Source organism: Comamonas sp. A7-5 (assembly GCF_039581385.1).
In the GTDB taxonomy this organism is placed as follows: domain Bacteria; phylum Pseudomonadota; class Gammaproteobacteria; order Burkholderiales; family Burkholderiaceae_C; genus Comamonas; species Comamonas thiooxydans.
Genome location: NZ_JBCPWO010000010.1, coordinates 27033 through 46479 on the forward strand (window position 1 = coordinate 27033; position 19447 = coordinate 46479).

A 19447-nucleotide genomic window follows, 5' to 3' on the forward strand; every position below is an offset into this window, starting at 1 on the left:
AGAAAAGAGCAACGCCCCAGCGTATGGGGCGTTGGAAAAGCAAAGCCGGTCGAGCTTACAGCAGACGCGAAATCAGCGCACCTTCCACAGGGCCTTCCAGCGGAATGCGCACGCGCACGGGGTTGCCTTGTGCGACTTCCACGGGCTGGCCTTCGAGGTTGAACATCTTCTCCAGCTTGACTTGGCGGTTGCCCTGGGGATGAATCACTTCGATGGTGTCGCCCACGGCGAAACGGTTCATGGTTTCAATCTCTGCCATGCCGTCGGCATAGCCGCGCACCGCGCCCACGAAGTGGCTGCGCTGCAGCACGCTGTGGCCGGTTTCGTAGTTCTGGTAGTCGTTGGCAGGGCGGCGCTCCAGCAGGCCGCCGGTATAGCCGCGGTTGGCCAGGCCTTCGAGTTCGGTGATCAGATGCGGGTTGAACGGACGGCCTGCCACGGCGTCATCGATGGCGCGGCGGTAGGTCTGGGCTGTGCGAGCCACATAGTACAGGCTCTTGGTGCGGCCTTCGATCTTGAGCGAGTCCACGCCGATCTTGGTCAGGCGCTCCACATGCTCCACGGCGCGCAGGTCCTTGGAGTTCATGATGTAGGTGCCATGCTCATCTTCCATGATGGGCATCATCTCGCCGGGGCGGCCTTTTTCCTCAAGCAGATAGATGGCATCGGCCTTGGGATGGCGCTGCTGGTCACCGCAGGTGCTGGTGAACTGGTTGTCCAGATCGTTCTTGGCTTCTTCGAAGTTGAAGCCGTTTTCCATGGTCTGGCCCAGCGCCTCGCCGGTGTTGGGGTCCACGGCCGCGTCATGCGTCTTGTAGTCCCAGCGGCAGGCGTTGGTGCAGGTGCCCTGGTTGGGGTCGCGGCGGTTGAAGTAGCCCGACAGCAGGCAGCGGCCCGAGTAGGCAATGCACAGCGCGCCGTGCACAAACACTTCCAGCTCCATGTCGGGGCATTCCTGGCGGATCTTCTCGATCTCGTCGAGGCTCAGCTCGCGCGACAGGATGATGCGCGAGACGCCCATCTTCTGCCAGAACTTCACGGTGGCGTGGTTGGTGGTGTTGGCCTGCACGGACAGATGAATTTCCTGCTCGGGCCATTTTTCCTTGACCATCATGATGAGCCCGGGGTCGGCCATGATCATGGCGTCGGGCTTCATGGCGATGATGGGTTCGATGTCGCGCAGATAGGTGCGGACCTTGTCGTTGTGTGCAATCAGATTGCTGGTCAGGAAGAACTTCTTGCCGCGTGCATGCGCCTCGGCAATGCCCTGGCCGATCTGCTCCAGGCGGAATTCGTTGTTGCGCGCGCGCAAGCTGTAGCGCGGCTGGCCGGCGTAGACGGCGTCGGCACCAAAGTCGTAGGCGGCGCGCATCTTGTCGAGCGAGCCGGCAGGCAGCAGCAGTTCGGGGGCTTTGAGGGTCATGATGGCGCTATTGTCCCGCATAGCGCTTTTCACCGTGGCTTGCTAAGGCTACGCGGTCTGTAGCAGCTGAGCGTGCAGCTGCCGCGCAGGCAATGACAGGGAGGTCGTCTCGGCGGGCGTGCACAGCAGCAGCTGGCGCTGCGCCCAGGCGTCGGACAGCGGCACAGCCACCACGCCGGTGGCGGCGGCGTGGCGCTGCACGGCGGCCAGCGGCAGCACGGTAATGCCCACGCCCTGGCCCACGAGCTGGCACAGTCCCTCGAAATGCTGCAGCTGGACCTGGATGCGCAGCAGCCTGTCGTTGATCCGCAAGGCCTGTTTCTGCAGCAACTGCTGCAGGGCGGAGTCGCGTGGCAGGCCGACCCAGTTCTCGTTCAGCAGCTCGGCCAGCGGAAGGTGCGCGCGCCCGGCCAGCGCATGGCCCAGCGGCAAGGCGGCGGCCAGCGGGTCCGGCCTCCAGGGCTGGCAGTGCAGTCCTGCCAGCGCCGCCGCGTCTTCGACATCCCAAGCGGCCACGCCGATATCGCACAAGCCCTGGCGCAGTCCGGCCAGCACTTCACTGCTCGGGCATTCCTGCAGCTCCAGCGCAATCTGCGGGTGCTGGCGCAGAAAGCCGCTGACGGCCAGCGGCAGATGCTCGCGCACGGCCGAGGTATTGCCGCGCAGCCGGATCTGGCCGGCCAGGCCGGCGCCGAATTCGCCCATGGCCCCACGCAGGAGCTGCATCTGGCTGAGCACCTGACGCGCATGCTGGCCCAGGGTGTGGCCTGCAGCCGTGGGCTGCACGCCGCGTGCCTTGCGAATGAGCAGCGCCGTGCCCAAAAGCTGTTCCATGCCGCGCACGCGCTCGCTGGCCGAGGCCAGCGTGAGATGGCTGCGCTGTGCCGCCGTCGTCAGCGTGCCGCTGTCGAGGATGTGCACAAACAGCTGGAGGTCGGTCAGGTCAAAGCGCATTTGATTCAAGCCTAAGGTTTATACGAAGTCTAGTTTTGGCAAATCCCGCTGGTCAGGCGCGTCTTGCAGCCGGATTATCTGCGTTATGCAAGGTATTGATGATTCCTGCTTGGTTTTTATGGTTCGGATGATACGAAGGATTGATGATGTGGAATGAAGGCTGGATGGCTGCAGCAGCCATTGCCGTGTTTGGACTGGCGGGTTGTGTCAAAGGCGTGGTGGGGCTGGGCCTGCCCACGGTTTCCATGGCCTTGCTGGCGGTGTTCATGTCGCCCGCGCAGGCGGCGGCCTTGCTGCTTTTGCCTTCGCTGGTGACGAATCTGGTGCAGATGCGGCCTGTGGCGGGTTTGCGGGCCTTGTTGCAGCGTCTGGGCTGGATGCAGCTGGGCATTGTGCTGGGCACGCTGGGCGGTGTGGCCCTCTGGGGCGGGGTCGGCAGCCTGCCCGCAGCCAGGCCGGCGCTGGGCCTGGCGCTGGTGATGTATGCGCTGTGGGGTCTGTCGGGCCTGCGCTGGCAGACGCCGGCGCCGCACCAGGCCTGGCTGGGTGCGCTATGCGGCTTGCTGACGGGCGCCATCACGGCGGTGACCGGTGTCTTTGTCGTGCCAGCAGTGGCCTTTCTTCAGTCACTGGGCCTGGCCCGTCCCGGTCTCATGCAGGCCATGGGCCTGTGCTTTACCACCTCCACGCTGGCCCTGGGGGCCGGTTTGTTCTGGAAGGGGCAAGGCCTGGGGGCTCAGGTGCAGGAGATGGGGCTGGGACTGCTGGCGTCGGCCCTGATGCTGATTCCGGCACTGGCCGGCATGCACTGGGGCGAGTTGTTGCGAGAAAAACTCTCGCCCGAGCTTTTCAGGAGGCTGCTGATGCTCAGTCTGCTGACCCTGGGTGTCTATCTGTGCTTCTGAGTGGCCGGGGCCGTAGCTGCAAGGGATGCAGGCCCAGCCACAGATTGCCGCGCAGCAGCCCGGTGGGCCGCAGCGACATTGCCGCCGCCCCTGCGTTCGGGAGGAGGGCGGCAATGTCATCTCGGGGCGGTTAAAGGCGGAAGACCTTGACGGCCTGGCCGCGCTCCACTTCCCAGTGCTGCTGGCTGCGCAGGCGCTGCGCCTGCCCCTCGCTGCGCGCATTGTGCTGCGCCAGCTTGATGGCCAGCAGCTCGCGCGCCAGCCGCTTGTTGGCATGCTGGCTGCGTTCGCTCATGACCTTGACGGCCATCCCGCTGGGCACATGCAGGGCATGGACGGCCGAGTCCGTGGTGTTGACATGCTGGCCGCCCTTGCCCGAAGCCTTGCAGGACTGGAACTGGATCTCGCCGTCCATGGCCAGCTGGCGCGGCGGCTCGCAGCGCTGCACGGCGACGAACCAGTTCTTGCGCAGATGCCGGGGCCGGAAGGGGCTGGCGAAGATCCACTGGATGGTGCCCAGCCATTCGCGCAGGGCGGGCGTCTCGCGCTCGCAGCGCAGCAGCACCGACCTGTAGCCGGCCGGGGTGCGGAACTCCTCCAGCACCTCGACCGCGAGATCCTCGGCGGCGCAGGCCTGTAGCAGTTTGCGCAGCGTCAGCTGCAGCGCGTATTCGCACTCGGCGGGGCCATGGGCGGAGCTCAGTTGCATCAGCAGCATTGCATGGCTCCCTTCTTGTAGGTCAGCAGGGGCCTGAGACGCGCGACCAGTTCCACCAGGCCGGCTTGCTGCAGGCTGGCGACCACGGAGTCCACATCCTTGTAGGCCTGGGGAGCCTCCTCGTAGACCAGCTCGCGGTCGGCGCAGACCACGGCGCTGCCAAAGCGCGTGCGCAGCAGCTCGTCCAGCGTGAAGCGGGGCCGCAGCCGGCCCACGCAGTCCGTGCGAGCCCATTTGCGGCCGGCGCCGTGGGCCAGCGAATCCAGGGCCTCGTGCCGCCCGGCGACGGGCCGCACCAGATAGCTGTAGTCGCCGCGCGAGCCTGGAATGACGACCAGACCCCGGTCTGCCGGCGTGGCGCCCTTGCGGTGCAGAAAGCCGTCCTGGCCCTGCCAGTGATGGGCAAGCACATGGTTGTGCGTGATGTCGAGCACGGCCTCGCCCTGGATGCGGATCGCGCGCAGCAGGCGCTGGGCGATGCTGCGGCGGTTGAGCCGCGCATAGTCAATGGCGGCATCGTGCTGCAGCAGGTATTGCCTTGCGGCTTCGCTGCCGGCGGCCAGGCCGTCGTGGCTGAAGCGCTGCACATGCTCGCGCAGTATGGCGCCGCCAAGGCCGCGCGAGCCGCTGTGCACCATGAGGTGCACGCGCTTTTTGTCGAGCGCGCCTTCCTCGTAGAGGGTCTCGACCTGCTGCAGTTCGGCAAAGTGGTTGCCGCCGTCGATGGTACCCAGACTCTGCAGCAGATAGGCCGGATCGGCGACACCGCTGGTCTGCGCGATCTGCTGCAGCTGCTCCATGTCCACGGTCTCCAGCAGCTCCTGAGGCAGAGGGCCGTCGATATTTCCCACGGCTTTTTCGAGCCTGGCGCCTGAAGTCCTGTGCACGGCCAGGTCGGTCGCGTACAGGGACATACCGCAGCCTATGTCGCCGCCGACCAGGGCAGGGTAGAAGCGTCCTGTCGAGAAGAATGCCGCGCCCACGGGATAGCCCCGGCCCGGATGCAGGTCGGGCAGGCCGACGGCGGCGCGGATGCCGTCCAGATTGGCGGCTGTGGTGTGAAGTTGCTGGATGGCCGCGTCCTCGATCCAGACGCTGCTGTTGGCGAACACCTTGACGTAGGTGTCCGAAAAAGAATTGCCCATGAATGGCCCTTGGTCGAATGCATGAAATCAGCGATGGGGCAGTCGCGACATGCTCGGCCGGCAGGCATCCGGGAATTCACGCGCAGCACAAGGCCTGGCTCCATGGCGTCGATGGGCCGGGCGAGGTCTGCAGCGTGGCGGGAAGCGCTAGAAGGCTTTAGGCGGGCACGACTGCAAAGGGATTTGTCGTCTGGGACATGGCTCTCTCCTTTGCGTGAGTGGGTGAAGCGCGCAATCCTGCATGGAGTGCGGCAAAGAAAGGCATGCTATGGACTGGCGGGCGGCGGCGCAAGCCATGCAGCTCGGTGCGTTGCGGATTGGCCACAGATAGAGAAAAGCCCCGCAGGCCGTGCCTGCGGGGCTTGGGGGACAGCGCGGGGAGCAGTCCCGCGTCAGTCCTGGGGTCTGAAGCCTATGACCAAGTCCGACGGCACCTTGCCGTCGATATCGCGCGGCAGCTTGTCGGTCTTGTGCAGGGCGCGCACCACGGCTTCATCCCAGGCCGCGTTGCCGCTGGACTTGGAGATCGTGGCACTGGTGATGGTGCCGTCCGGTGCCGTGCGCACGCGGACCTCGGCACGCGGATTGCCGCTGACCGCATCGGGGTAGACGATGTTGGGTTTGACGCGCGCTGCCACCTTGGCGGCATAGCCGGCCGATGGTCCGCCGCTGGCACTGCTGCCCGCGCCGCCCGTGCGGCTGCCGCCGCTGCCGGCCTGATCGCTGCCGCCGGACCCGCCGGCCAGCCCTTGCAGGCGTGCCAGCTCGGCCTTGCGACGGTCATCGGCTGCCTTGGCATCCTTGGCGTCCCTGGCCGCCTTCTCCTTGGCTTCCTTGGCGGCTTTTTCCTTGTCGGCCTTGTCCTTCTCGGCTTTTTCCCTGGCAGCCTTGTCCTTGGCGGCTTTGTCGGCTTTCTCTTTTTCAGCCTTTTCCGCTTTTTCCTTCTCGGCCTTGTCCTTGGCAGCCTTGTCGGCCTTTTCCTTTTTCTCGTGCTCGAGCTTTTCCTTGCGTTCCTTCTCCGCCTTTTCAGCCTTCTGTTTTTCCAGCTGAGCCTTTTCGGCCTTGTCCTTCTCGGCCTTGTCCTTTTCGGCTTTTTCCTTGCGCTCTTTTTCCCGCTGTTCGCGGGCTTCCTGCTCGGCCTTTTCCTTCTTCAGCTGCTCCTGCTTTTTCTTTTTGGCCAGGGCAATCTCGGCCTCATGATCGTCGTCATGGGCCTGAGCCTTGGGGGCAGGCGCAGGAGGAGGCAGCGGTGCCACCACGGGCTCCGGCGGAGGTGGTGGCGGCTCGGGAGCCGGAGCCGGCTCCGGCGTGGGCTCCGGCGTGGGCTCCGGAGCGGGAGGCGGCGGTGTCACGGCGGCTGCGGAAGCCGGGGCGGAACTGCTCCAGACCTCGGCTTCGACCATGGCTTCGTCGGCTTCTTTGGGGGGGCGCACCGTCCACAGCAGGGCCGCGATCAGCAACCCGTGCGCGGCCAGGGCGAGCGACCATGAGCGCGCCCGGCCTTTGGGGCGGGGCGGGGCAAACTGATCGCGATCTTGCTGGTTAGGCATGGTGAATTGGTGGTCTGCGCGGGCTGCGGCTTCAAGGCATCAAAGTCGCGGCCGGCGGCAGAGCTTCCTGTAGGGGATCAATTGCTGGAAGAGGAAACGACGCCGAAGGCAATGCGCTTGACGCCGGCCTTGGACAGCGTGGTGTGCGCCTTCATGACGTCGTCAAAAGGCAGACCCTTGTCGGCGATGATCTGGATGGCGCTGTCCTCGCCCTGGCCTTGCTGCCAGGACTGGGCCAGACCCTTGAGGTCGTCGAGCTTGATGGTCTGGGTGTTGCTGCCGTTCTTGAACTGGATGCTGCCATCCTTGTCGAGCAGCACATAGGCAATGTTCTTGGTCGGCGGGCGCGAGGACTTGCCCGCGCTGGGTACGTTGATGGAGCCCGGCGTGAGCATGGGGGCCGTCACCATGAAGATGATGAGCAGCACCAGCATCACGTCGATGAAGGGCACCATATTGATTTCGTTGACGGTGCGGCGATTGCGACCGCGTGAACTCATGGCTGGCATGGATCACACTCCTTACAAATAGGCTGCTTGGCGCGCAGCCGTCCTGCTTGCGCGAGGCTCAATCCAGAGGCGCAGTGCAAAGGCCCGCGGGCCTTGTGTCCTGTCAAGGCCAGAGGCCTGAAGCGACTCGGGAACAGTTTCATCTCAATGGCCGGAGGCGGAGCCGCTGGCAGTGGCACCGACATTGCGCTGCAGGATATTGGAGAACTCTTCGATGAAGGTTTCTTCCTGGCTGGCGATGCGGTCGATGTGGTGGGCGTAGCGGTTGTAGGCCGTCACGGCGGGGATGGCCGCAAACAGGCCCATGGCGGTGGCGACCAGGGCCTCGGCAATGCCGGGGGCCACGGTGGCCAGAGTGATCTGCTCCATGTTGGCAAAGCCGGTGAAGGCGTGCATCACGCCCCATACGGTGCCGAACAGGCCGACGTAGGGCGAGACCGAGGCCACGGTGCCCAGGAAGGACAGGCCGGATTCGATCTCGTCGAGTTCGCGCTGAAAGCTTGCGCGCATGGCTCGGCGCGTGCCGTCCATCAGCGTGGCGACATCGCCGATGCGGCGCTCGCGCAGCTTCTGGTACTCACGCATGCCGCTGGCAAAGATGCGCTCCATGGGGCCGCCGGTCTTGGCGTTCTGCGCGGCAGAGGCATAGAGGTCGTTGAGGCTGGTGCCCGACCAGAAGTCCTGCTCGAAGTTGTCGTTGAGCGAGCGCACTCGCTTCAAGGTCTGGGCCTTGCGAAAAATGGTGGCCCAGCTCGCTATGGATGCGATCACCAGGATCAGCATGACCAGTTGTACCACCCAGCTGGCCTGCATGATGAGGCTGAGGATGGACATGTCTTGGGAGTTCATGAAAGTTGCTCCAGGATATGGTTCGGAATTCTCGCGGGGCGCATGGTCTTGCCATCCACCCACCCAATTCGGATGGAGCCCGTGCACAGCGGCGTGGGCTCTTGGGCTTGACTGTCGGAATGGACCAGCAGCGCCTGCTGCTCGATTGTGAGCGAAGCGCGGCCGGCACTTTTCAAGCTAGCGGTAACAAAGAGTTGGTCATCGAGTCGCGCCGGGTGCAGATATTCAAGCTGCGCAGACGTTACGACAAAGATGCCGCCGGTTTGTTCCCGCAACTTTTGCTGGGCGATGCCCAGCGAGCGCAACCACTCGGTGCGGGCACGCTCGAAGAACTTGAGGTAGTTGGCATAGAACACGGCGCCGCCGGCATCGGTGTCTTCCCAGTAAACGCGCATCGGGAATGTGAACACCCCGGCTGCGGCGGCTTGCATGGCATCGGCCCCGTCAGGCAAAGGCGCTGGTTGGCTCTGCATCATCACGGATTCAGCAGAAGAGCTTTTTCATGCGAGCAATGGCTTCCTGCAGCTGCTCCATGGAGTTGGCGGTGGAAAAGCGCACATAGTTCGCCGTCTCGGCCTGACCGAAGTCGCGGCCGGGGGTGATGGCCAGGTGAGCCTGGTTCATCAGCGCATAGGCAAAGTCCCAGCTGCCTTTCACGCCGAGCTTTTCGGCGGCAGCGCGGCAGTCGGCCCAGGCGTAGAAAGCGCCGTCGGGCTTGACGGGCACGGGCAGGCCTATCGATTCGAGAGCCGGGATGAAGTAGTCGCGGCGGGCCTTGAACTCGGCGCGGCGGCGCTCGTATTCGGCAATGCTCTCGGGCTCGAAGCAGGCGAGGGCCGCATATTGCGACACGGTGCTGGCACAGATGAACAGATGCTGGGCCAGCATCTCTATGGGCGCGACCAGCGACTCGGGCACGACCATCCAGCCCAGGCGCCAGCCCGTCATATTGAAATATTTGCTGAAGCTGTTGATGGAGATGATGTCATCGCCCAGCTTCAGGGCCGATTGGCCAAAGGCTTCGTCGTAGGACAGGCCCAGGTAGATTTCGTCGACGATGATCAGCCCGCCTTTGGCGCGCACGACGTCGTGGATGCGGCGCAGCTCATCGGGAGCAATCGAAGTGCCCGTGGGGTTGGACGGCGAGGCCAGCATCACGCCGCGCGTGCGCTCGCTCCAGGCGGCTTCGACCTTGGCGGCGCTGAGCTGGAAGCGCTCCGCCGCCGAGGAGGGGATGAGCACCGGCTTGCCCTCGGCCGCCGAGACAAAGTGGCGGTTGCAGGGGTAGCTGGGATCGGGCATCAGCACCTCGTCGCCCTCGTCGATCAGCGCCAGACAGGCCAGCTGCAGCGCGGCCGAGGCGCCGGCCGTGATGATGATGCGGCGCGCCGGCACGTCCACGCCGAAGCGGCTGGCATACCAGGCGCTGATGCGCTCGCGCAGCTCGGGCAGGCCCGGTGCCTGGGTATATTGCGTGCGGCCGTCGCGAATGGCGCGCTCTGCCGCTTGCTGCACCAGAGGCGGGGCACTGAAGTCCGGCTCGCCAATGTTCAGATAGATCATGGGCGTGCCGCTGGCGCTGGACTGGCGGGCCACTTCCTGCGCGTGCTTGGCCATTTCCATGACGTAAAAAGGCTCGATACGTTGGGCGCGGCGGGAAAGCTCGATGACGGACATGGACGACGTTATTCTTTCAATCAATCAGCGTTCGGGTGCAGTCTGATGCAGGAGGATGCAGCCGGTACAGCAGCCTGGCACCCATAAAAAAACTGCAACCAGCCAGCCGGTGCACGATAGCACCTGCGGCCCTGTTGCAGTATTTGCATTGACTATGCATGTGGCGCCAGCAGGGCCGCGCAGGCACGGCGCTGCAGATCAAGCGGTTCAGCTCGCAGACTTGTTGGCGCGGTCATGCGCCACTTCGGTGGCGCGCAGCTCGGGAGCCAGTCCGTTGAGCACGGCGTTGACATACTTGTGACCGTCGGTGCCGCCGAATTCCTTGGCCAGCTCGATGCACTCGTTGAGCACCACGCGCCAGGGCACGTCGGGGCAGTTCTGGAACTCGTACACACCAATCCACATGCAGGCATGTTCGATGGGCGAGATCTCGGTCAGGCCGCGATCGAGCTTGGGCGTGATCAGTGCGTCCAGTGCAGCTTCGTTTTCCACGCAGCCGCGCAGCAGTGCATCGTAGTGCACCACGTCGGCCTTGTGAAAGCCGGCCAGATCACGCGTGAAGCGGTCGATGTCGAGCACCGCATTGCGGCCCACGATGTGCTGATACAGGCCTTGCAGTGCGAACTCGCGTGCGCGGCTGCGATTGGATTTGGAGCCCGCCTTGCGTGCGCCGGTGCTGGTCAGGCCGGTGCGCTTCTGGGGAGGGCGGCGCGAGCCGGACTCGCTGGATTGTTCTTCACTCATGATCGTCGTAGGAGTTGAGCAGATTGGCCATTTCCACGGCGACCTGGGCGGCGTCGCGGCCCTTGTCTACCTGGCGGGCAATGGCTTGCTCCATGTTTTCAGTGGTGATGATCGCGTTGGCGATCGGCAGGCGGTAGTCCAGGGACAGGCGTGTCACGCCCGCGCCCGATTCGTTGGCTACCAGCTCGAAGTGGTATGTCTCCCCACGGATGATGCAGCCCAGCGCCACCAGGGCGTCGTACTGATCGGTGTCGGCCAGTGTCTGCAGCGCCACGGGCACTTCGAGTGCGCCGGGGACGGTGACATGGTCGATGTTCTCGCTCTTCACACCCAATGCCAGCAGCTCATCGCGGCAGGAGGCAAACAGGGTGTTGGTAATGCTTTCGTTGAAGCGTGCTTGCACGATGCCGATCTTCAGTTCGGCTCCGTTGAGGTTCTGGCCTTGGCCTTTTTCTGCGTTTTGCATCTGGTGTTCCGTCTCTTATTCTTTGGGGATGTAACCCGTGATTTCCAGGCCGTAGCCTGCCATGCTGGGCATGCGGCGGGGCTGGCCCATGAGGTGCATCTTGCTCACGCCCAACTCGCGCAGGATTTGCGCGCCCACGCCATAGGTGCGCAGGTCCATGCGGCCACGCTCCGGCGCCTGGGCCGAACGGGCCTTGCCTTCGAACTGGGTCAGCAACTGCTCGCCGGACTCGCCGCAGTTGAGCAGCACGGCCACGCCCTGGCCATTGCCGTTGATGTACTTGAGACTCTCGTCCAGGCACCAGGAATGCTGGTTGCGGCCGGTTTCGAGCGCATCGAGCACCGATAGCGGCTCGTGCACGCGCACGGGCACTGTGGTGTCGGGCTGCCATTCGCCCTTGACCAGTGCCAGATGCACGGAGCCGCTGGGCACGTCGCGGAAGGCATGGGCGATGAATTCGCCATGGGCCGTCTGCATGGGGCGGCTGCCCACTTTCTGCAGCAGCGATTCGTTGCGGCTGCGGTATTCGATGAGGTCGGCAATCGTGCCGATCTTGATGCCATGCTCGGCGCAGAACAGCTGCAGATCGGGAAGGCGGGCCATGGTGCCGTCGTCCTTCATGATCTCGCAGATCACGGCCGAGGGCGTGCAGCCTGCCAGCGCGGCCAGATCGCAACCAGCCTCGGTATGGCCGGCGCGCATGAGCACGCCGCCGTCCACAGCCTGCAGCGGGAAGATATGGCCGGGCTGCACCAGATCGCTGGGCTGGCTGTTCTTGTTCACGGCCACCTGGATGGTGCGTGCACGGTCGGCGGCCGAGATGCCGGTGGTCACGCCTTCGGCGGCTTCGATGGAAATGGTGAAGGCCGTGCTGTACACGGTGCCGTTGCGCGCGGCCATGGGAGGCAGCTTGAGGAATTCGCAGCGCTCGCGGGTCAGCGTCAAGCAGATCAGGCCACGGCCGAAGCGGGCCATGAAGTTGATGGCTTCCGCTGTGACATGGTCGGATGCCAGAACCAGATCGCCTTCGTTCTCACGGTCTTCTTCGTCAACGAGAACGACCATGCGGCCGGCACGCATTTCCGCCACGATTTCTTCGACGGGCGAGATGGGCACAGGTTGGAGGGAGCTGTTCATGGAATGCCTTCTTGGACGTGAACTGGATGCGATGCACTGCAGTCGGCGGCTGGCGCATGACACGCACCAGTGAGGCATTGCCGACGCCGCCATGGGCGCAGGCAGGACTTCCAAAGAACGTGTGAGGCGGGAGGCCGCCTGGGCGGAGCCGCTTTCTGCAGGACAAGGCCTTGCGGAAAGCGCTCATTCTATTGCAGAGCGGGCTTTGAGCGCGCAAGCCGACCCTGAAACCATGATGCAGTGCAAGAACCGGATGCAGTTCCAAGGCGTGGCATCCGGCAAGAGCCGCCCCGCCCCATGGCCTGCCCCAGCAATGATGCCGTCCCCCTTGGGGGGAAGCGGCAAGGCTGCTCAGGGGGCTTACAAATACTCATGATCCTTGAGCACCACATCGCTGTCGGGATAGGCACAGCAGGGCAGCACATAGCCTTCGGCCTGCTCTTCGGTCGTCACCCCCGGCCACTCGATGTCGTAGTGCACGCTGCCCGACACCAGTTGCCCCATGCAGGTGCGGCAGGTGCCGTTGCGGCAGGAGCTGGGCCAGTTCACGCCGCCGCTCTCCAGCGAGTCCAGCAGGGACTGATCGGCCCAGGCGTCGACCTGCTGGCCACTGGGCTCGCACTTGGCGATGAAGAAGGGAGGGGCAAAAGCAGAGTCGTTGGACATGAGGCGCTGTAGTGATTCTTTGCAAAACCCGTTGTTTTAGCCGGTTTGCCAAGGCCGTGGGCCCGGTACGGATTGCCTGTTTTTTCAGCGCTGAAAAATGAACCTTTTGAAATCAATGACTTGCCTGACTTATTCATGGGGCGGTTGCAGTTGTTCACAAGGATGTCCAGCGTAGGACGGGATAAGTGGCTGGTTGTCGGATAGGAGCTGATCAAAAAATAGGCAGTTTGAGAAATTCCATATAAATCAAGTGCTTGAGCCATTGCTGCAAAAGCTATTCAGGCTTGTCCACAGGCTTGTTGAGAAAAATTGGGGAAAAGCTCGACGCTTGTGGATGAGTGATATTTGCTATTAAAAAAAGAGCTTCTATCGCTTGCAAATATTGAAATTTGAATAGTTTTAATATTGAAACCAAGTGATTTTTTGCGGTAAAAGCTCCCGGATTAATAGCATTCTCCAGACTTACCCGCAGGCAGTCGCAAACGCTACGCTGCGCTGCAGCATGGGCGCTTAAAGTGGCTGCATCAATGCACAAGCAAGGAGCAGGACATCATGGCAATGGATTTTCAAGGTCGTGTGGCCATCGTGACGGGAGCGGGCGGCGGTCTGGGGCGTCTGCATGCGCTGGCCCTGGCCAGGCGCGGTGCCAAGGTGGTGGTCAACGATCTGGGCGGCGCGGTGGACGGCTCGGGCGGTTCGGCCACGGCGGCGCAGCAGGTAGTGGATGAAATCCGCTCGGCGGGCGGCGAGGCGATTGCCAACGCGGCCTCCGTGACCGACTTCGACGCCGTGCAGGCCATGGTCAAGCAGGCCATCACGGCCTGGGGGCGCGTGGACATTCTGGTCAACAATGCCGGCATTCTGCGCGACAAGAGCTTTGCCAAGATGGACATGGCGGACTTCCGCCTTGTCGTTGACGTACACCTGATGGGCGCGGCCAATTGCTGCAAGGCGGTCTGGCCTTATATGCAGGAGCAGAACTATGGCCGCATCGTGATGACGACTTCGTCCACGGGCCTCTATGGCAATTTCGGCCAGGCCAACTATGGCGCGGCCAAGCTGGCCCAGGTGGGTCTGATGCAGACGCTGGCCATCGAAGGGGCCAAACACAATATCCGGGTCAACGCACTAGCCCCCACGGCGGCCACACGCATGACAGCGGGTCTGCTGCCCGAGCCGGTGCTGGAAGCCTTGAAGCCGGAGGCCGTGGTGCCTGCCATGCTGGTGCTGGCGCACGATAGCGCGCCCACGCGCACCATTGTCTGCGCCGGCGCCGGCGGTTTCGAGGCTGCTCATATCACCATGACCGAAGGCGTTTATCTGGGCATGGGTGAGACCGTTCCCGAAGAGTTGGCCGCGCGCTTGGCTGAAGTCACGGCCAGCGAAGGCCAGCAGGTGCCGGCCAGCGGCGCCGTCCAGGGACAGGTGGAAGTGGGCAAGGCCATGAAAGCGCATGGACATTGATCAAGGCCAAAGTCGCAGCATTTTTTGCCCTGCACGAGCGGCAAGAGCAGTTGGCGATTGCGATTAGCACAGCTGAAAAAAGCCCTCCTGCGAGGGCTTTTTCTGTTCTGGAGTGAGCATGTGCTCATGTTTCGGATTCGGTTAACCTGACAAAATTCTGGCAGAGACCCTGGCTTGTATCCGCTCAACAGGCCGAAAAACGTGGTTAAGCGGCCAGCCGCCATCGCGTTGCGTCTTGTTTCTCTATCATTCGCCGTCTGGGCGCGATTGGGCAGACGAAGTTTGTCGTCAGCGTCTTCACTAAGAAGGTAAGAACAATGAAGACATCGCAGGCCGCCGTGAATATGCCCACCGCCGAAAGGCTGCTGGGCATTCGTCGCGGCATCGAGAAAGAGGGGCTGCGGGCATTGGCTACAGGCTCGCTGGCCCTGACGCCACACCCGGCGGAACTGGGCTCGGCTCTCACGCACCCGCACATCACCACCGATTACAGCGAGTCCCAGCTGGAACTCATCACCGGCGCACGCCTGGGTGTCGAGGAATGCCTGGACGAGCTGACCGAAGTCCATCAGTTCGTGCTGCGAAATCTCAGCGAAAGCGGCGAGCTGATGTGGAACTCCAGCATGCCCTGCCGCCTGCCCACGGACGAGACGATTCCGTTGGGCCGCTATGGCAGCTCGCACTCGGGCCGTTCAAAGAGTGTGTACCGCATGGGTCTGGGCCACCGCTATGGCCGCCGCATGCAGACCATCTCCGGGATTCATTACAACTGGTCGTTGCCCGGAGTGAGCAGCGACCAGTACTTTGCGCTGATCCGTAACTTCCGCCGCAACGCCTTTGTGCTGCTGTATCTGTATGGCGCCTCTCCCGCGCTGTGTCCCTGCTTTGTGGAAGGGCGCGAGCATCGCCTGCAACCGCTGGGCGACGGCAGGCATGCGCTGTATCTGCCCTATGCCACATCGCTGCGCATGGGACGCCTGGGCTATCAAAGCGACGCGCAGTCCAGCATCAATGTCAGCTACAACGGACTCGACGGCTATGCGGACTCCCTGCATGAGGCGCTGACCCGTCCTTACCCGGCCTACGAGCAACTGGGCGTGAGGAACCCTGGTGGCGACTACAACCAGCTGGGCACGGGCCTGCTGCAGATCGAGAACGAGTTCTACGGCACCATCCGCCCCAAGCGCACCGTCAAGAGCGGCGAACGCCCGCTTCACGCACTGCGCGAGCGCGGTGTGGAATATGTGGAAGTGCGGCTCATGGACATCGATCCCTATGAAACCGTGGGCATTGCCCCGGCCACCATGCGCATGATCGACGTCTTTCTGCTGCACTGCCTGCACAGTGATAGCCCCGATGACACGCCCCAGGAAATTGCCGACCTCAAGCACAACCAGCATCTGGCCGCGGAACAGGGCCGTGAGCCGGGCCTGAAGCTGGTGCGCAACGGCCAGCAGGTGCTGCTGACCGACTGGGCGCAGGAAGTGCTCGAGCAATGTCGTCCCTATGCCCAGGCGCTGGACGCGGCTCATGGCACAAGCGACTACAGCGCTGCGCTGGATCAGGCCCTGGCCCGCGTGCAGGACGCGCAGTCCACGCCTTCGGCCCATGTGCTCAAGGAGCTCACCGGCGCCTATGACAATCGTTTCATAGACTTCATGACCACGCAGTCCGCCAAGGCGCGCGATGCCTTGCTGGCCATGCCCTGGACGGCCGAGCAGCAGGCGCGCTACGAGCGGATGAGCCAGGAGTCGGTGACCGCGCAGCAAGCCATCGAGGCTGCCGACACCATGACGTTCGAAGAGTGGCGCCAGCGCTATATGGATCCAGCCAGCCTGCTGTAATTCTTGGAATTTGATAGCTGGGAGCGCTTGCAATCTCTGGGTTGCAGGCGCTTTTTTTATTGCATTAGGTGCTGCGGCTGTCACGTCACTGTCATCTGTGTTTCATATCGTAACGATCAGCGGAGCACTGCGCTCCGCGCTTGATCGGCGGTGTGCTCATGTTGTTGAAGAAATTCCAGAACCTTTCGGTGGCTCGCAAGATGTGGGCCTTGTTCCTGGGGCTGTTGCTGTGCAATGTGCTGGTGGCAGGCGGCCTGTTCAGCTATCTGCAGAATGTGGAGCAGCGGGTCAGCGCCGCTGTTCAGGCCACGGACAAGCGCATCAATCTTGCGCTGCGCTGGCAGGCGCTGACGCTGCAGAGCGTGGAGGCTGCGTTGGCCAGCGTGCTCTCTTCCGAAGAGCATCTGATTGCTCAGCTCTCGCAGAAAGCTCGCGGGCTGATGCAACAGGCTGGCGGTCTGCAGCAACAGGTGCAGGCCGATGCTCAGAGCGAAGTCGATCGAAGCGGCCTGGCCAGGGTGGAGCAGGAACGCAAGGCAGTGCTCGATATCTACGAGCAGGCCTATCAGGCGCGTGATCTGGGCAAGGCCTGGGAGGCGCAGAAGCTGGTGGACGAACAACTGATTCCCGCTTCCAGGCGCTATGTCCAGGCGCAGGATGCCTTTATCGAGGCTCAGCAGCAGCAGCGTCTGGACGCCGAGCAGCATGGGCGCGAGCAAACCGCCATCGCCAAGCGCATGGCCATGGGTGTGGGCCTGTTCATGGGCCTGGTGGGGGCGTTGCTGTCGTTGACGACGATTCGCTCCATCACCACGCCCTTGAGCGAGGCGGTGCAGCTGGCGCAGACCATTGCGGCGGGCGATCTCAGCTATGCACCGCCGGCGGCGGAGCGCGGCGACGAGCTGGGTCGGCTCATGCAGTCGCTGGCGCTGATGACTAGGCAGTTGCGCGGCCTGGTAGGCGAGGTGCAGGGTGGTGTGGAGGCCGTGGCTGCCGCATCCAGCCAGATGGCGCAGGACAACAGCGATCTCTCCGATCGCACAGCCCATGCTGCAGAGCAACTCAAGGCCACGGTCAGCAGCATAGAAAACATGGTCACCCTGGTCACCCATTCGGCCGACAGTGCGCGCCATGCCGACCAGAGTGCGCGCAGTGCCGCCGAGGCGGCGGCCAGCGGAGGCAGCGTGGTGCAGGAGGTGGTTCGCAATATGGAGCACATGGCGCAAAGCAGCCAGCAGGTGGCTGCCATTGTGGGGGTGATTGACGGCATTGCCTTCCAGACCAATATCCTGGCGCTGAATGCCGCCGTGGAAGCGGCGCGGGCAGGCACTCAGGGCCGTGGCTTTGCGGTGGTGGCGGCCGAGGTACGCGAGCTGGCCCAGCGCAGTGCCGAAGCGGCCAAGCAGATCCGCCAGCTCATGGAGCACTCCACCAAACAGATGAAGTCGGGACAGACATTGGCGCTGCAGGCCGGCCAGCGCATGGAGCATATCGTGCGCGATGTGCGCACGGTCAGCGGTCTGATCGCCTCGATCACCGAGGCTGCCCAGGCCCAGAACCAGGGTATCGCCCAGATCAGCGAGGCGGTGCAGGCACTGGACCATATGACCAGCCAGAACGCGGGTCTGGTGGCCGAATCCAGCGCAGCAGCGCGCGAGCTATTCCATCAGGCGCAAAGGCTGGAGGCAGGGGCGGGGCGCTTCCGTATTGACTATCAAGCGCTGGATAACGAGATCGCCGATATCGAGGTGGACGTCATGGAAAAAGAAGTCCATGTGCCTCGCCTGGCTGCGCTGGAAGCCGAAATGGCATGAGTCCCGAGTAGCGGGTTTCAGGCCTCGGTCATGGCTTGGGCCGCATCCTCCAGCCAGAAAGTCAGCGCGCCGTAATAGCCTTCCCAGACGCAGCCGTTGCAGCCGCGCCCGCAGCAACTCGTGGGCTCGGGCGGCGGCTGGCGCAGCGTCACCGCCGCTGCTGCTGCGCGCTGCTGCCACAGCGCAATCTGGCTGCGCGCCTGTGTCAGCGGCTGCAGCAGGGCTGTGTCGCTCATTTCTTGAAGCGAACCCAGAGAAACTGGGCTATGAAGGCCAGACCCAGCACCAGAGCAAACCAGCCCACGATATGGGACTGGGCAAACAGCTGGGCAATACCGCTTTCAGGCTTGAACACAGGGGCCAGCAAGATGATGATGCCGATCAGTGCAATCGTCAGGCCCTTGATCAGAATTTCGTTGCGGGCTTTGGACTTTTGGGGGGCGGAGGGCAAGGGCATAAGCGAGCTGGCAGGTCAGAAAAGCAGAGGGAGATTATCCTTGCGCGCCTGAATTCACTGACATAAAAGGGTGTTTGCGCCCATTGCGTGCTCGCACCCTGCAAAAAAGAAAGATCTCCGCTTATGGCCATCCAATGGTTTCCCGGTCACATGCATCTGACGCGTCAGGCCATCACGGAGCGCGTCAAGGAAATCGATGTGGTCATCGAGGTTCTGGATGCGCGCTTGCCCGGCTCCAGCGCCAACCCCTTGCTGCAGGAGATGACGGGCCACAAGCCGCGCCTGAAGATACTCAACAAGCAGGATATGGCCGATCCGGTCCAGACCAAGGCCTGGATGGACTGGTACAACGCCCAGAGCGAGACGCGCGCCATTGCGCTGGACGCCTCGGAACCTGCTCCCACCAAGCGTCTGATCGAGCAGTGCAAGCTGCTGGCGCCCTCGCGTGGCGGTCTGGCCAAGCCCATGCGGGTGCTGATCTGCGGCGTGCCCAATGTGGGCAAGTCCACGCTGATCAACTCCATGAGCGGCAAGACCCAGGCCAAGACCGGTAATGAGGCCGGTGTGACCAAGCTGGAGCAGCGCATCGTGCTGGCCGACGACTTCTACCTCTGGGACACGCCCGGCATGCTGTGGCCGCGCATCATCGTGGAGAAAAGCGGCTACAACCTGGCGGCCAGCGGTGCCGTGGGGCGCAATGCCTACGACGAAGACCTGGTGGCGCTGGAGCTGCTTTTGTATCTGCAAAAGCACTACGCTTCCATGCTGGAGGCGCGCTACAAGCTGGGCATTTCGGCCGATGAAATTGCGGCGTTGCATGATGACGAGCTGCTGACAATGATCGGCAAAAAGCGTGGCGCCGTGATGAGCGGCGGCCGCGTGAACCTGCAAAAGGCGGCCGAGCTGGTGCTGACCGACTTCCGTGATGTGAGCATTGGACGCATCACGCTGGAGACTCCGGCCGAATTCGAGGTCTGGCTTGCCGAGGGCCAGCAAAAAGATGCGGAGCGCCAGGCCAGGAAAGATGCACAGACCAAGGCACGCCGAAGCGCGCGGCGGCAGCAGCAGCAGCGTTAGGCTGCAGGCGACAAGCCTGATGCGGCCAGGCCAGGCCTGGCATGCACT

General features: G+C 63.3%; 20 protein-coding genes. 5 read left to right on the forward strand and 15 right to left on the reverse strand.

Features of this window, described 5'->3' with window-relative positions:
- Positions 1 to 55 precede the first annotated feature (55 nt).
- Both yegQ and AAIL67_RS16995 read right to left on the reverse strand, forming a co-directional pair.
- Positions 56 to 1444: a tRNA 5-hydroxyuridine modification protein YegQ gene (yegQ, locus tag AAIL67_RS16990; protein WP_034407466.1), complete on the reverse strand. Its 1389-nt coding sequence runs from the start codon at positions 1442 to 1444 to the stop codon at positions 56 to 58.
- Between the two features lie 27 nt (positions 1445 to 1471).
- Entirely contained in the window at positions 1472 to 2377 is a 906-nt protein-coding gene (locus tag AAIL67_RS16995; protein WP_343484436.1) for a LysR substrate-binding domain-containing protein, read from the reverse strand.
- A gap of 146 nt (positions 2378 to 2523) precedes the next feature.
- On the opposite strand from AAIL67_RS16995, the gene AAIL67_RS17000 reads away from it, so the two are divergent.
- Positions 2524 to 3282, forward strand: a complete 759-nt coding sequence (locus AAIL67_RS17000; RefSeq protein WP_343484467.1) for a sulfite exporter TauE/SafE family protein — start codon at positions 2524 to 2526, stop codon at positions 3280 to 3282.
- Positions 3283 to 3412: 130 nt separating this feature from the next.
- Here the strand turns inward: AAIL67_RS17000 and prfH are convergent, their stop codons facing one another.
- The 11 genes from prfH to AAIL67_RS17055 form a co-directional block, all read right to left on the reverse strand.
- The gene (gene prfH, locus AAIL67_RS17005; protein WP_034378418.1) at positions 3413 to 4000 is read right to left on the reverse strand and encodes a peptide chain release factor H; all 588 of its coding nucleotides are present in this window, start codon (positions 3998 to 4000) and stop codon (positions 3413 to 3415) included.
- A complete protein-coding gene (locus AAIL67_RS17010; RefSeq protein WP_343484437.1) occupies positions 3991 to 5145 on the reverse strand; it encodes an RNA ligase RtcB family protein in 1155 nt (384 codons plus the stop codon). The genes prfH and AAIL67_RS17010 overlap by 10 nt, the downstream gene beginning before the upstream one ends.
- Before the next feature lie 392 nt (positions 5146 to 5537).
- Entirely contained in the window at positions 5538 to 6695 is a 1158-nt protein-coding gene (tolA, locus tag AAIL67_RS17015) for a cell envelope integrity protein TolA (protein WP_343484438.1), read from the reverse strand.
- A 77-nt stretch (positions 6696 to 6772) separates the two neighbouring features.
- Complete coding sequence (locus AAIL67_RS17020) at positions 6773 to 7204, reverse strand: biopolymer transporter ExbD (protein WP_012839211.1); 432 nt, start codon at positions 7202 to 7204, stop codon at positions 6773 to 6775.
- Between the two features lie 144 nt (positions 7205 to 7348).
- Positions 7349 to 8053, reverse strand: coding sequence for a protein TolQ (tolQ, locus tag AAIL67_RS17025; RefSeq protein ID WP_003063920.1), 705 nt, complete (start codon positions 8051 to 8053; stop codon positions 7349 to 7351).
- Entirely contained in the window at positions 8050 to 8484 is a 435-nt protein-coding gene (gene ybgC, locus AAIL67_RS17030; RefSeq protein ID WP_034407487.1) for a tol-pal system-associated acyl-CoA thioesterase, read from the reverse strand. Before ybgC ends, tolQ begins: the two co-directional genes overlap by 4 nt.
- Before the next feature lie 52 nt (positions 8485 to 8536).
- Positions 8537 to 9730: a pyridoxal phosphate-dependent aminotransferase gene (locus AAIL67_RS17035; protein ID WP_343484439.1), complete on the reverse strand. Its 1194-nt coding sequence runs from the start codon at positions 9728 to 9730 to the stop codon at positions 8537 to 8539.
- Positions 9731 to 9937: 207 nt separating this feature from the next.
- On the reverse strand, positions 9938 to 10474 hold the full coding sequence (nusB, locus tag AAIL67_RS17040) for a transcription antitermination factor NusB (protein ID WP_003063915.1): 537 nt from the start codon (positions 10472 to 10474) through the stop codon (positions 9938 to 9940).
- Positions 10467 to 10940, reverse strand: coding sequence for a 6,7-dimethyl-8-ribityllumazine synthase (gene ribH, locus AAIL67_RS17045; protein ID WP_003063913.1), 474 nt, complete (start codon positions 10938 to 10940; stop codon positions 10467 to 10469). Before ribH ends, nusB begins: the two co-directional genes overlap by 8 nt.
- A gap of 15 nt (positions 10941 to 10955) precedes the next feature.
- The gene (ribBA, locus tag AAIL67_RS17050; RefSeq protein ID WP_343484440.1) at positions 10956 to 12077 is read right to left on the reverse strand and encodes a bifunctional 3,4-dihydroxy-2-butanone-4-phosphate synthase/GTP cyclohydrolase II; all 1122 of its coding nucleotides are present in this window, start codon (positions 12075 to 12077) and stop codon (positions 10956 to 10958) included.
- A 360-nt stretch (positions 12078 to 12437) separates the two neighbouring features.
- Entirely contained in the window at positions 12438 to 12743 is a 306-nt protein-coding gene (locus AAIL67_RS17055) for a 2Fe-2S iron-sulfur cluster-binding protein (RefSeq protein WP_012839207.1), read from the reverse strand.
- Between the two features lie 552 nt (positions 12744 to 13295).
- On the opposite strand from AAIL67_RS17055, the gene AAIL67_RS17060 reads away from it, so the two are divergent.
- The 3 genes from AAIL67_RS17060 to AAIL67_RS17070 all read left to right on the forward strand — a co-directional run bounded on the left by AAIL67_RS17060 (position 13296) and on the right by AAIL67_RS17070 (position 17865).
- Complete coding sequence (locus AAIL67_RS17060) at positions 13296 to 14207, forward strand: SDR family NAD(P)-dependent oxidoreductase (protein WP_343484441.1); 912 nt, start codon at positions 13296 to 13298, stop codon at positions 14205 to 14207.
- A gap of 317 nt (positions 14208 to 14524) precedes the next feature.
- Positions 14525 to 16051 carry a glutamate--cysteine ligase gene (gshA, locus tag AAIL67_RS17065; RefSeq protein WP_045840008.1) on the forward strand — a complete coding sequence of 509 codons (1527 nt, stop codon included), beginning with the start codon at positions 14525 to 14527 and terminating at the stop codon, positions 16049 to 16051.
- A 158-nt stretch (positions 16052 to 16209) separates the two neighbouring features.
- Positions 16210 to 17865: a methyl-accepting chemotaxis protein gene (locus tag AAIL67_RS17070; RefSeq protein ID WP_034359491.1), complete on the forward strand. Its 1656-nt coding sequence runs from the start codon at positions 16210 to 16212 to the stop codon at positions 17863 to 17865.
- Positions 17866 to 17882: 17 nt separating this feature from the next.
- Here the strand turns inward: AAIL67_RS17070 and AAIL67_RS17075 are convergent, their stop codons facing one another.
- Both AAIL67_RS17075 and AAIL67_RS17080 read right to left on the reverse strand, forming a co-directional pair.
- Positions 17883 to 18101, reverse strand: coding sequence for an oxidoreductase-like domain-containing protein (locus AAIL67_RS17075; protein WP_080746229.1), 219 nt, complete (start codon positions 18099 to 18101; stop codon positions 17883 to 17885).
- Positions 18098 to 18322, reverse strand: coding sequence for a hypothetical protein (locus AAIL67_RS17080; RefSeq protein WP_003063898.1), 225 nt, complete (start codon positions 18320 to 18322; stop codon positions 18098 to 18100). Before AAIL67_RS17080 ends, AAIL67_RS17075 begins: the two co-directional genes overlap by 4 nt.
- A 123-nt stretch (positions 18323 to 18445) precedes the next feature.
- Here AAIL67_RS17080 and ylqF point away from each other — a divergent pair, with 123 nt between their 5' ends.
- Positions 18446 to 19399, forward strand: coding sequence for a ribosome biogenesis GTPase YlqF (gene ylqF, locus AAIL67_RS17085; protein ID WP_034359425.1), 954 nt, complete (start codon positions 18446 to 18448; stop codon positions 19397 to 19399).
- Positions 19400 to 19447: the final 48 nt, after the last annotated feature.

Coding starts and splice junctions, on each gene's coding strand:
- yegQ (WP_034407466.1), bottom strand. CDS start 1,444: ATGCGGGACAATAGCGCCATCATGACCCTCAAAGCCCCCGAACTGCTG.
- AAIL67_RS16995 (WP_343484436.1), bottom strand. CDS start 2,377: ATGCGCTTTGACCTGACCGACCTCCAGCTGTTTGTGCACATCCTCGAC.
- AAIL67_RS17000 (WP_343484467.1), top strand. CDS start 2,524: ATGTGGAATGAAGGCTGGATGGCTGCAGCAGCCATTGCCGTGTTTGGA.
- prfH (WP_034378418.1), bottom strand. CDS start 4,000: ATGCTGCTGATGCAACTGAGCTCCGCCCATGGCCCCGCCGAGTGCGAA.
- AAIL67_RS17010 (WP_343484437.1), bottom strand. CDS start 5,145: ATGGGCAATTCTTTTTCGGACACCTACGTCAAGGTGTTCGCCAACAGC.
- tolA (WP_343484438.1), bottom strand. CDS start 6,695: ATGCCTAACCAGCAAGATCGCGATCAGTTTGCCCCGCCCCGCCCCAAA.
- AAIL67_RS17020 (WP_012839211.1), bottom strand. CDS start 7,204: ATGCCAGCCATGAGTTCACGCGGTCGCAATCGCCGCACCGTCAACGAA.
- tolQ (WP_003063920.1), bottom strand. CDS start 8,053: ATGAACTCCCAAGACATGTCCATCCTCAGCCTCATCATGCAGGCCAGC.
- ybgC (WP_034407487.1), bottom strand. CDS start 8,484: ATGCAAGCCGCCGCAGCCGGGGTGTTCACATTCCCGATGCGCGTTTAC.
- AAIL67_RS17035 (WP_343484439.1), bottom strand. CDS start 9,730: ATGTCCGTCATCGAGCTTTCCCGCCGCGCCCAACGTATCGAGCCTTTT.
- nusB (WP_003063915.1), bottom strand. CDS start 10,474: ATGAGTGAAGAACAATCCAGCGAGTCCGGCTCGCGCCGCCCTCCCCAG.
- ribH (WP_003063913.1), bottom strand. CDS start 10,940: ATGCAAAACGCAGAAAAAGGCCAAGGCCAGAACCTCAACGGAGCCGAA.
- ribBA (WP_343484440.1), bottom strand. CDS start 12,077: ATGAACAGCTCCCTCCAACCTGTGCCCATCTCGCCCGTCGAAGAAATC.
- AAIL67_RS17055 (WP_012839207.1), bottom strand. CDS start 12,743: ATGTCCAACGACTCTGCTTTTGCCCCTCCCTTCTTCATCGCCAAGTGC.
- AAIL67_RS17060 (WP_343484441.1), top strand. CDS start 13,296: ATGGCAATGGATTTTCAAGGTCGTGTGGCCATCGTGACGGGAGCGGGC.
- gshA (WP_045840008.1), top strand. CDS start 14,525: ATGAAGACATCGCAGGCCGCCGTGAATATGCCCACCGCCGAAAGGCTG.
- AAIL67_RS17070 (WP_034359491.1), top strand. CDS start 16,210: ATGTTGTTGAAGAAATTCCAGAACCTTTCGGTGGCTCGCAAGATGTGG.
- AAIL67_RS17075 (WP_080746229.1), bottom strand. CDS start 18,101: ATGAGCGACACAGCCCTGCTGCAGCCGCTGACACAGGCGCGCAGCCAG.
- AAIL67_RS17080 (WP_003063898.1), bottom strand. CDS start 18,322: ATGCCCTTGCCCTCCGCCCCCCAAAAGTCCAAAGCCCGCAACGAAATT.
- ylqF (WP_034359425.1), top strand. CDS start 18,446: ATGGCCATCCAATGGTTTCCCGGTCACATGCATCTGACGCGTCAGGCC.